The sequence below is a fragment of the Tepidiphilus sp. HLB4 genome (assembly GCF_054823945.1).
In genome coordinates this window covers 1-12,826 of the sequence record NZ_JSYB01000056.1, presented here as the reverse complement: position 1 = coordinate 12,826, position 12,826 = coordinate 1, and the positions used below count along the sequence as shown (strand labels likewise).

8 protein-coding genes are annotated in these 12,826 nt (G+C 66.8%); 4 read left to right on the top strand and 4 right to left on the bottom strand.

Annotation, left to right across the window (positions count from 1 at the left end; all coding sequences use genetic code 11):
* Positions 1-45 precede the first annotated feature (45 nt).
* Positions 46-4,302: an ATP-dependent RNA helicase HrpA gene (gene hrpA / locus OA56_RS08875; RefSeq protein WP_461584752.1), complete on the bottom strand. Its 4,257-nt coding sequence runs from the start codon at positions 4,300-4,302 to the stop codon at positions 46-48.
* A gap of 169 nt (positions 4,303-4,471) precedes the next feature.
* On the opposite strand from hrpA, the gene OA56_RS08870 reads away from it, so the two are divergent.
* The 4 genes from OA56_RS08870 to OA56_RS08855 all read left to right on the top strand — a co-directional run bounded on the left by OA56_RS08870 (position 4,472) and on the right by OA56_RS08855 (position 9,075).
* Positions 4,472-6,175: a glutamine--tRNA ligase/YqeY domain fusion protein gene (locus tag OA56_RS08870; protein WP_461584750.1), complete on the top strand. Its 1,704-nt coding sequence runs from the start codon at positions 4,472-4,474 to the stop codon at positions 6,173-6,175.
* Positions 6,176-6,302: 127 nt separating this feature from the next.
* Positions 6,303-7,601: a nitronate monooxygenase gene (locus tag OA56_RS08865; protein ID WP_198289093.1), complete on the top strand. Its 1,299-nt coding sequence runs from the start codon at positions 6,303-6,305 to the stop codon at positions 7,599-7,601.
* A gap of 23 nt (positions 7,602-7,624) precedes the next feature.
* Positions 7,625-8,698 (top strand): Holliday junction branch migration DNA helicase RuvB, encoded by a 1,074-nt coding sequence (ruvB, locus tag OA56_RS08860; RefSeq protein ID WP_055424370.1) that lies wholly within the window; start codon positions 7,625-7,627, stop codon positions 8,696-8,698.
* A gap of 14 nt (positions 8,699-8,712) precedes the next feature.
* Positions 8,713-9,075 carry a hypothetical protein gene (locus tag OA56_RS08855; RefSeq protein WP_055424371.1) on the top strand — a complete coding sequence of 121 codons (363 nt, stop codon included), beginning with the start codon at positions 8,713-8,715 and terminating at the stop codon, positions 9,073-9,075.
* A gap of 19 nt (positions 9,076-9,094) precedes the next feature.
* On the opposite strand, the gene OA56_RS08850 is transcribed toward OA56_RS08855, so the two are convergent.
* Genes OA56_RS08850 through OA56_RS08840 form a run of 3 tightly spaced genes read right to left on the bottom strand, consistent with a single transcriptional unit; the run spans position 9,095 to position 12,638 of the window.
* On the bottom strand, positions 9,095-9,811 hold the full coding sequence (locus tag OA56_RS08850) for a DsbC family protein (RefSeq protein ID WP_141056418.1): 717 nt from the start codon (positions 9,809-9,811) through the stop codon (positions 9,095-9,097).
* Positions 9,811-11,001, bottom strand: a complete 1,191-nt coding sequence (locus OA56_RS08845; RefSeq protein WP_055424377.1) for a UbiH/UbiF family hydroxylase — start codon at positions 10,999-11,001, stop codon at positions 9,811-9,813. The genes OA56_RS08850 and OA56_RS08845 overlap by 1 nt, the downstream gene beginning before the upstream one ends.
* 2 nt (positions 11,002-11,003) lie before the next feature.
* Positions 11,004-12,638 (bottom strand): methyl-accepting chemotaxis protein, encoded by a 1,635-nt coding sequence (locus OA56_RS08840; RefSeq protein ID WP_461584746.1) that lies wholly within the window; start codon positions 12,636-12,638, stop codon positions 11,004-11,006.
* Between the last annotated feature and the right edge of the window lie 188 nt (positions 12,639-12,826).

Sequence of the window (12,826 nt, the reverse complement as noted above, 5' to 3'; positions counted from 1 at the left end):
ACGACCGGACATTTCTATTTTGCCTTGACATAGCCTGCACCGTAATCACCTCGCCCCCGCCTGCCACATCTTCTCCAGCCGCTTGACGCTCACCGGCACCGGTGTTTTCAGCTCCTGGGCGAAGAGCCCTACGCGCAGCTCTTCGAGCAACCAACGGAATTCTTCGAGGAAGGTCGAAGGCCGGCCTTTGGCCTCCCGCCAGGCCCGCTCCCAGGGGGAGGCCACCTGGCGCCAGGACTGCAGCCATTGCCGGTCGCGGGCGGGATCTTTCTGCAGCTTGTCGAGGCGCACGCCGATCGCCTTGAGATAGCGCCCGTAATGCTGCAGCCGCGCCCAAGGGATCGTCGCCAGGAAACGCGGCGGGAAGAGGGCCGCGAGCTGGGATTCGACGTCGGCGACGGCCTCGGGGTGCGCCCGACGCAGCGTCTCCAGGCGTTTTTCGATCGCGCGGCGCTCGGCGAGCCACTGCGCGAGCAGGCGCATGAGCTCCTGCGCTACCAGCACCAAGCGCTCCCTGCCCGCGGCCACGCGCGCGGCAAACGCCTGTGCGTCGCGCGGCAGTTCTTCCTCGAGGCAGACGCGCGCAAGGCTTGCCTCGATCACCGCCTCGCGCAGCTCCGCCTCGTTGCCATAGGGCATCCACGTGATGGCAAGCGCCCGCCAGTCGGGATGGCGTTCGATCGCGCGCACCGACTCCTTGAGTGCGAAGCGCAGCAGGCGCAGCACGCCGCGCCGGTGCAGAGCCTCGGCCTCTTCCTCCGTGTCGCAGGCGCGCAGCCGCACTCCATCGCCCACGTCCTCCAGCGCCGGAAAACCGATGGCGGTGACGCCGTCGATCTCTACCTCGACGAGTTCCGGCAGAGTACCGAAGTCCCAGCCGGTCGCTTTGTCCGCGAGCGGCGTGGCGGCGGAACCGCCCGCGCCCGTCCCTCCGGCAGCGGATACGCCGTCCCTGCCGTTGCCACCCGCCTCGCCGGAAGACGACGGCGCTTTGCGCCCCTCGCGCGCACGCATCGCCCTCGCCGCCGCACCGTCCTTTCCTTCGCCTCCACGGCCCGTTGCACCGCGGACGGACGAAGCAGCGCGCTCCCCTTCCCCTGCGGTTTTCGTTCCGGCATCGCCCGCCTTGGCCGCCAGCAAACCCCCCAGCTCGGCAAAACGCGAGCGCACCGTCTCGCCCAGCCGCGCACGCAACTCGGCAAGCGAGCGCCCCTGCGCGAGGATGCGGCCGTCGGGCCCCTCGACGCGGAAGTTCATGAAACAATAAGGCGGCAACACTTCGGGACGGAACGCCGCCTCGGGCGTAGGCAGCTGCGTACGTGCTGCGACGAACTCGGCCAATGCTTCGAGCAGTGGCCGCTCGGCAGCGATCTCGCCTGCTTCCACCGCAGCGCAGAATTCTTTGGCCCGCTCCGGCAGCGGCTGCAGGCGATGGCGGTGCTTCTGCGGCAGCGTCTTCAGCAAACGCAGCACCTTGTCTTCCAAGAGCCCCGGCACCAGCCATTCGCAGCGCGCCGCCGACACCTGGTTGAGCAAGGCAAGCGGCACCACCAGCGTCACCCCGTCGTCGTTGGCCGCAGGATCGTGCTTGTATTCGAGCGCAAGCGGCTGGCCGTAGAGCACGAAAGCGGAAGGGAAACGCTCGGTGGTGACGCCGGCCGCCTCGTGCCGCATCAACTGCTCGCGCGTGAGATAGAGCAGCTTGGGCGCACCGCGCTCGGCCTGCTTGCGCCAGGATTCGAAACTCGCCAGATCGACCACGTCCTGCGGGATCAGATGGTCGTAGAAGGCTTCGATCAGGGCGGTGTCGACCAGCACGTCGGGCCGGCGCGTTTTCTGCTCCAGGCGCTCGATCTCCTCGACCAGGCGCAGATTGTGCTGCAGAAACTTCATGCGCGCGAGCTGGGCCGGCTCCACTTCGCCCGCCACCAGCGCGTCGCGGATGAAGAGCGTGCGGCACAGGGCGGGATCGACGTCGCGGTAAGGCACGGCGCGTTGCGCATAGATCGGCAGGCCGAAAAGGGTGCCCCGCTCCCAGGCGCGCACTTCGCCCGCCCTCTTCGCCCAGTGCGGCGCCTCCAGCTGACGCCGGATGAGGTGCGGCGCCACTTCCTCGATCCAGGCCGGCTCGATGCGGGCAACGCAGCGCGCGTAGAGACGCGTCGTCTCCACCAGTTCGGCGGCGAGCACCCACTTCGGCCCGCGCTTGGCAAGCGGCGAAGAAGGATGGATCCAGAAACGGATACCACCGGCGCCGAGGTAACTGCCTGCCTGAGGCCCGCTCACGTCCTCCTGCTTCAGCCCGACATGGCGCACGAGGCCAGCGATGAGCGCCTTATGCACCGCCTCGTAGCCGGCCGGGTGCTCGTTCTCGCGCCAGCCGTGTTCGGTGACGAGCGCATGCAGCTGGGTCCACACGTCGCGCCACTCGCGCATGCGCAGCCAGGAAAGGAAATGCGCCCGGCACCACTGCCGCTGCTTGTTCGTCGACTCGTGCCGCTCGAGCTCGCGCCAGGCTCGCCACAGGTTGAGGTACCAATAGAATTCCGACTGCGCCTCGCGCTCGCGCCCGCGAAAGAGCGCATGCTTCTGGTCGGCCTGGGCGAGCTGCTCGGCAGGGCGCTCGCGCGGATCCTGCACCGACAGCGCCGCCGCGAGCACCAGCATCTCGGCCAGGCATCCGTACTGCCGCCCGGCCGCGAGCAGGCGCCCGATCTTGGGATCGAGCGGCAGCGCCGCGAGCGTTCGCCCCACTTCGGTGAGCGTGCGGGTGGTCGCATCGAGCGCGGAGAGTTCCACCAGTTCGCGCACGCCATCTTCGATCGCACGCGGCGCCGGCGGATCGAGAAAAGGGAACCCCTCGATCTCACCCAGATCGAGCGCCTGCATGCGCAGGATCACACCGGCAAGCGACGAGCGCAGAATTTCGGGGTCGGTGTGCGCCGCCCGCGCGGCAAAATCTTCTTCGGCGTAGAGCCGGAAACACACCCCGTCCATCACCCGGCCGCAGCGCCCGGCGCGTTGGTTCGCCGCCGCCTGCGAGATGCGCTCCACCCGCAGCTGCTCGACCTTCTGCCGCGGCGAATAGCGCTTGACCCGCGCCAGCCCCGTATCGATCACATAGCGGATGCCCGGCACGGTGAGCGAAGTCTCGGCCACGTTGGTAGCCAAGATCACCCGCGGCAGGGCTCCGCGCCGGAAGACGCGCGCCTGCTCCTGCGCCGACTGGCGCGCGAAGAGCGGCAGGATCTCGAACTCGCCGCGCACCGTCGCCCGCCGCTCCAGCGCCTCCTTGGCTTCCCGAATTTCACGCTCGCCGGGCAGGAAGACGAGGATGTCCCCCGGCCCCTCGCGCCAGGCTTCCTCGACGCAGGCGACGATCCCGTCGAAGAGATCGCGCTCCTCGGCGGCGGCGCGCGCCGCGCGCTTTCCATCCCCTTCCTCCCCTTCGAGCGCGGCGAGTTCCTCCCCGTCGATCGCCTCCACCGGACGGTAACGGATCTCGATCGGATAGAGCCGCCCGCTCACCTCGAGGATGGGAACATCGCCCGCCACCGGCGCGAAATGCGCCGCAAAGCGCTCGGCATCCATCGTCGCCGAGGTGATCACCACCTTGAGATCCTCGCGGCGCGCGAGCAGGCGATGCAGATAGCCGAGCAGGAAGTCGATGTTGAGGCTGCGCTCATGCGCCTCGTCGATGATGATGGTATCGTAGCGCGACAGCCACGGATCGCTTGCCGTCTCGGCCAGCAAAATGCCATCCGTCATCAGGGTGACGTACGACTCGGGCGAGGTGCGGTCGTGGAAACGCACCTTGTAGCCCACGTCCCGCCCCAGAGGCGAGCCCAGTTCCTGGGCGATGCGCTCGGCCGTGGCCCGCGCGGCGATGCGCCGCGGCTGGGTATGGGCGATCTGCCCGGCGATGCCGCGCCCGGCGGCGAGGCAGATCTTGGGCAGCTGCGTCGTCTTGCCCGAACCGGTCTCCCCGCAGACGATCACCACCCGGTGCGCGCGGATCGCCGCCTCCAGCTCGGCGGCGCGTTCGCTCACCGGCAGATCGGGCACGCACTCGGCCCGGGGACGACGCGCCAAGCGCGCCTCCCACGCCGCCTGCGAGCGCTCCAGGCGCTGCGCGAGCTGCGCCGAGAGCCGCTCGCGCGCCTCGCCCTTGGCCCGGCGCAAGCGCTTGACGAGCGCAAGGATCGGCCCGCGGTCCTGTGACAGACAGCGGCTCAAATCGAGGCGACCTGCCTCGCGGAAAGATTCAGGAGATTCGACGAGCACGGGCAGAGTGTTGGACAAACTCGAAAAAATCGATGATTGTGCCGCAAAAATGCGGCCAAGGGTAAAAGGATCTCGACAAAGACCGCGAAAAAAGCGGACGGGTTCCCGCCACCGCGGGACGCCCAACGCGCCACGACGCCCCGGTCGCGCTAGAATCGCGTTTTCGGCATTCCCGGAAGTCGATATCGTGAGCGACCTCGCCCCTCCTGCCCACTTCATCAAGAACGCCATCGACGAAGACCTCGCGGCCGGCCGCTACCGCCAGGTCGTCACGCGCTTCCCGCCCGAGCCCAACGGCTACCTGCACTTCGGCCACGCCAAGTCCATCGTGCTCAATTTCGGTCTGGCCCGGCTCTACGGCGGACGCTGCCACATGCGCTTCGACGACACCAACCCCACCACGGAGAGCATGGACTACGTCGAAGCCATCCTGGAGGCGGTGCGCTGGCTCGGCTACGACTGGGGCGAGCACCTGTACTTCGCCTCCGACTACTTCGAGACCATGTACCGCTGCGCCGAGGCGCTCATCGAGCGAGGGCTGGCCTACGTCGATTCGCTGCCGCCCGAAGAGATCCGTGCGCTGCGCGGCACGCTCACCGAACCCGGCCGGGACAGCCCCTATCGCAACCGCAGCATCGAGGAGAACCTCGCGCTCTTCCGTCGCATGCGCGCCGGGGAATTTCCCGACGGGGCGCACGTGCTGCGCGCCAAGATCGACATGGCGAGCCCCAACCTCAACCTGCGCGACCCCATCCTCTACCGCATCCGGCACGTCTCCCACTACCGCACGGGCAATGCCTGGTGCCTCTACCCCACCTATACCTACGCCCACCCCATCGAAGACGCCATCGAAGGCATCACGCATTCGCTGTGCACCCTCGAATTCGAGGACCAGCGCCCCTTCTACGAGTGGCTGCTGGAAGCGCTCGCCGAGGCCGGCATTTTCTCCCGTCCCCTGCCGCGCCAGATCGAGTTCGCCCGCCTCAACCTCGAATACGTGGTGCTCTCCAAGCGCAAGCTCATCGAGCTCGTCGAAGGACGGCACGTAGACGGCTGGGACGACCCGCGCCTGCCGACGCTTGCCGGCGGACGTCGGCGCGGCTACACGCCCGAAGGCTTCCGCCTCTTCTGCGAGCGCATCGGCGTGAGCAAGGCCGACGGCTGGATCGGCTACGAAGTCCTCGAACAAGCCATGCGCGATCACCTCAACGAAGCGGCCGAGCGGCGCATCGCCGTGCTCGACCCCCTGGAACTGGTGATCGACGACTTCCCCGAAGATCACGTCGAATGGTGCGAAGCGCCCAACCACCCGCTCGATCCGGAACGGGGCAAGCGGCGCATCCCATTCACACGGCATCTATGGATCGAGCGCGGCGACTTCATGGAAACGCCGGTCAAAGGTTTCCATCGCCTCACGCCCGGGGCCACGGTACGGCTGCGCTACGGCTATGTCATCGAATGCACCGGTTGCGACAAAGACGAATCCGGTCGCGTGGTGCGCGTGCACGCCCGCCATTTCCCCGACTCCAAGAGCGGCACACCCGGCGCCGATCGCTACAAGACCAAGGGCAACTGCCACTGGCTGTCGTGCGCGCACGCGATCGAAGCCGAGATCCGGCACTACGACCGGCTCTTCCGCCACCCCCGCCCCGGCACCGAACCGGGCCCGGACGGCGCACCGCGCTCCTTCCTCGAAGACCTCAACCCCGAGTCGCTGCGCCGCTACCGCGCTTTCGTCGAACCCCAGGCCGCGCAGGTTCCCCCCGAGACGCGCTTCCAGTTCGAACGGCACGGCTATTTCGTCACCGACCGCCACGACCACCGGCCCGAAGCCCCGGTCTTCAACCTCACCGTCGGGCTGAAAGACACTTGGGGAAAAATTCAGCGCTGAACTTCCTGCCTTGGCGAGAGGTCTCAATGATGTCATTTCGTCGTGTTTTGACGGCAAAGCACCGTGCCTGCCGTCAAAACGCGTACAATAGCGCCGTTTGTCCGAAGTCAAGAGGGTCGTTCGTTCGATGATGTCCGCTGCCGATCGCTGTGTCGATGAATTCCGTTTCCGTTTCGGCCGCCACGGCCCCGAGCTGATCCCCATCATGCTCGGAGGGATGGGCGTCGACATCTCCAACGCCGACCTCGCCCTCGAGATCGCCCGCCTCGGCGGCATCGGGCACATCTCGGACGCCATGGTGCCCACCGTCACCGACCGGCGCTACGACACCGCCTACACCAAAGAAAAACTCAAGCGCTACAAATATAACGTCAAGAGCCTGGACAAGTCGGCGGTGAAATTCGACCTCGGACTCCTGGCCGAAGCGCAGAAGATGCACGTGCTGCGCACCATGGAACGCAAGCGCGGCCCAGGGCTCATCTTCATCAACTGCATGGAGAAGCTCACGATGGCCGCGCCCAAGGAAACGCTCAAGGTGCGGCTGGAATCGGCGCTCGATGCCGGCATCGACGGCATCACCCTCTCGGCCGGGCTGCATCTGGGCTCCTTCGCCCTCATCGAAGAGCACCCGCGTTTTCGCGATGCCAAGCTCGGCATCATCGTCTCCTCGGTGCGCGCCTTGCAGCTCTTCCTCAAAAAGAGCGCGCGTACGCGGCGGCTACCCGATTTCGTGGTGGTGGAAGGGCCGCTTGCCGGCGGACACCTCGGCTTCGGCCTCGACTGGGCGCGCTACGACCTGCGCAGCATCGTCACCGAAGTACTCCAATACCTCGCACGCGAAGAACTCGCCATCCCCGTCATCCCTGCCGGCGGCATCTTCACCGGCACGGATGCCGTCGAATTCCTCGAGATGGGGGCCGCTGCCGTCCAGGTCGCCACGCGCTTCACCGTCACCAAGGAATGCGGCCTGCCCGATCGCGTCAAGCAGGAATACTTCAAGGCCAACGAGGAAGACATCGAGGTCAACACCATCTCACCCACCGGCTACCCTATGCGCATGCTGAAATCCAGCCCTGCCATCGGTGCCGGCATCCGGCCCAACTGCGAAGCCTTCGGCTACCTGCTCGACGCGAACGGCCACTGCGCCTACATCGACGCCTACAACCGCGAAGTCGAGAAAAACCCGCACGCCAAGACAATCCACGTGTGGGACAAGACCTGTCTGTGCACCCACATGCGCAACTTCGACTGCTGGACCTGCGGGCACTACACCTACCGGCTGAAAGACACGACGCATCGGCTCCCTGACGGCAGCTACCAGCTGCTCACCGCCGAGCACGTGTTCAACGACTACCGCTACAGCAAGAACCACGAAATCGCCCTGCCGCCGCGGGAAGTCGAACCTACCCCCGTCGCGGCCGGCTAAGGGTTCGCCGGGGCAACGCCGCCATGGCCATCGAAACCGACGCCCTTGCCGCTTCTTCTGCCGAGGCGCGGCTCATCGGCCCGGCCGCGCGCCCCGAAGATGCCTTCGAGCGGGCGCTGCGCCCCAAGCGCCTGGCCGAGTACATCGGCCAGCCCAAGGTGCGCGAGCAGCTCGACCTCTTCATCCAGGCCGCGCGCCGCCGCGGCGAAGCCCTCGATCACGTCCTCCTCTTCGGCCCCCCCGGTTTGGGCAAGACGACGCTCGCGCACATCATCGCCGGCGAAATGGGCGTGGGGCTCAAGCAGACCTCCGGGCCGGTGCTCGAACGGCCCGGCGATCTCGCCGCAATCCTCACCAACCTCGAACCCAACGACGTGCTCTTCATCGACGAGATCCACCGGCTCTCACCGGTGATCGAGGAAATCCTCTATCCGGCGATGGAGGATTATCAAATCGACATCATGATCGGCGAAGGGCCGGCCGCGCGTTCGATCAAGCTCGATCTCGCCCCCTTCACCCTCGTGGGCGCCACCACCCGCGCCGGCATGCTCACCAACCCGCTGCGCGACCGCTTCGGCATCGTCGCCCGGCTGGAATTCTACGCCCCTGAGGATCTCGCCCACATCGTACGCCGCTCGGCGCAGCTGCTGGACGTGCGCATCGACGAGGCCGGCGCCCTCGAGATCGCCCGCCGCGCGCGCGGCACGCCGCGCATCGCCAACCGGCTGCTACGCCGCGTGCGCGACTTCGCCGAGGTGCGCGCCGCCGGCGCCATCACCGCCGAGATCGCCGACCGGGCACTCGCCCTGCTTGACGTCGACCCCCTGGGGCTCGACCTGATGGACCGCAAGCTCCTCTCGGCCGTGATCGAGAAGTTCGCCGGCGGCCCGGTGGGGCTCGACAACCTCGCCGCGGCCATCGGCGAGTCGGCCGACACCATCGAAGACGTGCTCGAACCCTACCTCATCCAGCAGGGTTACCTGCAGCGCACCCCGCGCGGACGCATTGCTACGCCCGCCGTCTACGCCCACCTCGGCCTCAAGGCGCCACCGCGCCCCGAAACGGCGCTGGGCACGCTCTTCGACGAATCCGACTGAAAGGGCACGGGCGCATGCGCGCCTTCCTCGCCTTCGCCATCGTCTTCTGCGCCCTCACCGGCCTCTGGCTCTTGTGGGCCGCACCCGCTTTCTACCTTCCAGAACAAAGCGATTCCGGCTGCGGCTGGTGGATCGATGCGACCGGCGCCCGCCTCATCGGCCTCGCGCTCGCCGCCATCGCCGTGGCCGGCTGGCGCCTCGTGCGCGCCGCGGCACGCAGAATCCTCCCCGATGCGCGCTGGCAGCGCCGGCACGCGCTCCTCACGCTCGGCGCCCTCGCCCTCCTCGTCTGGGCGAGTGCCCGGGCGCCTTATGTCGCCGAGCCAGCCGGAGGAGGGCTACCGCTCACCTGCCTTTCGGGCACACGACAGCCATAAAAGAAGGCGCGTTCGCGGTTTACCGCACCCGCTTCAAGCGCTCTTCGAGCTTGGCTGCCGGCAGGTAGCCGCCCAGCCGGTCCCCCGAGGCGAGGAAGATCGTCGGCGTCCCGGAGATCCGCAGCTTTTCACCGAGCGCCACGTTCTGTTCGATCGCCTTCGTGTCGCAGGAAGCCGTCTCCGGAACCGGTTTGCCTTCGATCATCCAGGCGACCCACGTCTGGGCCCGATCCGGCGCGCACCAGATGCGCTTCGCCTTCTCTACCGAATCCGGCCCCAGAATGGGATAAAGGAAGACGTAGATCGTCACGTCGTCGATCGTCTGCAGCTCCTTGGCGAGCTTCTTGCAGAACGTACAGTTCGGATCCTCGAACGTGGCCAGTACCCGCGTGCCCTTGCCGCGCACGAGCTTGATCGCCCGATCGAGCGGCAAGGCGGAAAAGTCGATGCGCGCAAGCTCATCCATGCGCTTGGCCGTGATGTCTTCCCGCTTGGCCGTATCGATGATCGAGCCCGTGAGAATGTAGGACACCTTCTCGTCGGTATAGACCACCTCGCCCGTCGTCAGCACCACCTCGTAGAGACCGCCGTAAGGTACGGTGCGCACCGAACTTACCGCCGGCGCTCCCAAAAACGCCTCCACCTTCGCTTTCACTTCCTTTTCACCGGCAAACGCGGCCGTCGCCAAACCCAAGGCCACCGCCAGCGCCACCAGCGTTTTTTTCCACCACCCCATCACTCGTTCTCCTGCACGAAAAAATCCCCGAACGCGGCATAGCGCACCAGCGCCTCCTTGACGAACGGCAGCCGATCGACCAACCGCATCCCGACGTTACGCAACTGCCGCAGCGGCACCGGCTGCAGCGCAAAAAGCCGCGCCAGCGCGTCGGTGGCCGTCTGCATCAGCCAAGGCTCCTCGGCCCGCCGCCTAGCATAGCGCGACAGCACCGGCAAGGCGCCGGGATCGGCCTCGGGCGGCAGAGCGCGGAGCACCTCGCCGAGCACCGCCACGTCGTTGAATCCCAGGTTGATCCCGTGCCCCGAAAGCGGGTGGATGCCGTGCGCCGCATCGCCGATGAGCGCCACGCGCGGGCGCACCACCTGCGGGCAGCGCAGCAAAGAAAGCGGAAAAGCCTGCCGCGGCGTGATCGTCGTCATCGCCCCGAGTATGCCGCCGCTCGCCGCTTCCACGCGGCGCGCGAAGGCCGCCTCGTCGAGTGCGAGCAATGCTTCCGCCTGCGGCTGCGGCGCCGACCACACGATCGACACCCGCTCCCCCGGCAGAGGGAGAAAAGCAAGCACGCCGTCGTCGCGAAACCACTGCCGCGCCACATGCCGATGCGGCCGCTGCACCGCGAAATTGGCCACGATCCCTTGCTGATGGTAAGGCACCACCCGCGCCGGAAGCCCGGCCTGCATGCGCACCCACGACTGCCGCCCGTCGGCGCCCACGAGCAGCCGCGTGCGCACGCGCGAGCCATCGCGGCACACCACCGTGAGCGTGCCCTCCTCACTCACCAGCGCCTGCCCCGCCTTGCCTTCGCCGGTGAGCAGCGTGAGATTGCGCTGCCGCCGCACCGCCTCCCACAAGGCATCGCGCACCAGCGACTGCTCGGCGATCACGGCGAGCCGGCTCAACCCCGCCTCGTAGGCGGAAAAGGACAGCATCCCGCCTGCATCGCCAAACACCTCCATGCGATCGACCGCGCACCAGCGCTCTGGATCCAGGCGAGGCCACACGTCGAGCCGCTCCAGCAGCGCCACGGCCGCTGGCGTATAGGCATAGACGCGGGCATCCCACTGCCCCTCATGCCCTCGCTGCGGCTGAGGCTCGATCAGCCCCACTTTCCAGGGAGAATCGCGTAGCGCCGCCGCACACGCCAGCCCCGCCAAACCGCCACCATGAATCAGGATATCGACGTTCACCGTCACCACCGGAAAAACTGCACCAGTTTCTTCAGATTCTCCGCCAGAGCAGCGAGCGTGCGGCTCGCCCCGGCCAATTCGTCGGAGCTCGCCGCCGTTTGCTTGGTCGAAGATTGGATCGCCCCAATGTTACGCTCCAGCTCCTCAGCCGCCTGGCGCAGCGCCTCTACCGCTTCGGCAATGCGACCATTGAGGGTACGGACCTCCCCCGCCTCGCTGCGAATGTTCGCCAATGCCTTCTGCGCTTCGCGACTATACTCCAAAGTCGTGCGTGCCACCTCGCGGCTCGTCTCCATCACCTGCACCGCCCGGACCGTACCGTGCTGCAGCCTGGCGATCATCTCCTGAATTTCACGCGTCGAATCCTGGGTGCGCACGGCCAAGGAACGCACCTCATCGGCCACCACGGCAAAGCCCCGGCCATACTCCCCGGCTCGGGCTGCTTCGATGGCGGCGTTGAGCGCCAGCAGATTCGTCTGCTGGGCGACCTCATCGATCACCGCGGTGATCTTCTCGATGTTCGCGCTGTCTTTCGAGACCTCGCTCACCGTCGCCGCCACCTCCTCGAGCGTCTCACCGAGATGGTTCATCGCCTCGGCCGTCTTCTGCACCACCTCGTTGCCGCTCTCCACCTGCTTGTCGGTTTCCACCGCCGCCTCGGCCGCCTGTTGAGCGAACGTCGCCACCTGATCGACGTTCCCTCCCATCCGCTCGACCGCCCGTGCCATTTTCTCGGTCTCGGCCGACTGGATCTGTACCTGACGCTGATTGCTCTGGCTGATCTCCTCCAGCCGCCCCGATTGAGCTGCGATATCGGACGCCGCCGCATTCACCTGCTTGATCGTTTCGAGCAACCGCAGCAGGGTCTGCTGCAACACCCCCATGACGCTCTCGGGATAGCGCGTGTTCAGGCGCTGCCCCAACTCACCAGCGGCCAGACGCCGGATCGCCTCGGCCACCTCATCGGGCTCCGCGCCCAGGGTAGCGAGAATGGAGCGAATCGTCATCGAGGCCAGCGTCACCGAGATCACCAGCGCCACGCCGGTCACCAGCAGCATCAGGTTACGGAAACCGCCCGCCACCGAACGCACCTCATCGAGATCGTGCCGGATCACGCTTTCCTGGCGGTCGATGAAGGCGTTGATCGCAGCCAGCCATTCGGTGTAAGCGGGAGAGACTTCGCGCAACAGCATTGTGCGCGCCGCCTCCACGTCACCGCTCAACCGCAGATCGATAACCCTTTGCGTCCCCGGCACCGCCCGTCGCTCGATCTCCTTGATGCGCGCCAGAAGCCGTCTGTCCTCTTCGGTGGCATCCGTCGCCATCAGCTGGTCGAGCTTTTGCGCCGAGTCGGCATAGAAAGCCGCCAGGCGCTCGATATCCGCCACGTGCGCCTTGGCCGCCGTCAGATCGTGCTCCAGCACCGCATCGCGCACGGCGATGGCGCGATCGTGCACGCTGCCGCGGAAGTTGATGGCATAGCGTTGTTTCAGCGTCGCCCCCCGGTTCACGGCGGTGAGCGTCTCGTCCATGAACGCCACACGCTGGATACCGATTGCTGTGATCAGCACCATCAAGGCGAGCAGACTGCCGAACCCCCAGCCCAAGCGCTTCGCAATGGTCATTTTTTTGGACATGGCGCACCCCGTCGTCGTCTCGGGATCACTATACACCAGCCCTCGCACTTCCCAAGGGAGGAAAAGCAGCGGCAAAGAGGGTATTTTGCGTAACTTTGAGGGGGCAGAAACGCAGAGCCCCGGGAGCCTGGGTCGACGCAAAAACCCCCGCCATCAGCCTACGGCGGGGGTTTTTGTTGAGGGGTTCG

Coding starts and splice junctions, on each gene's coding strand:
- OA56_RS08865 (WP_198289093.1), top strand. CDS start 6,303: ATGATGTCCGCTGCCGATCGCTGTGTCGATGAATTCCGTTTCCGTTTC.
- ruvB (WP_055424370.1), top strand. CDS start 7,625: ATGGCCATCGAAACCGACGCCCTTGCCGCTTCTTCTGCCGAGGCGCGG.
- OA56_RS08855 (WP_055424371.1), top strand. CDS start 8,713: ATGCGCGCCTTCCTCGCCTTCGCCATCGTCTTCTGCGCCCTCACCGGC.
- OA56_RS08850 (WP_141056418.1), bottom strand. CDS start 9,811: ATGGGGTGGTGGAAAAAAACGCTGGTGGCGCTGGCGGTGGCCTTGGGT.
- OA56_RS08840 (WP_461584746.1), bottom strand. CDS start 12,638: ATGTCCAAAAAAATGACCATTGCGAAGCGCTTGGGCTGGGGGTTCGGC.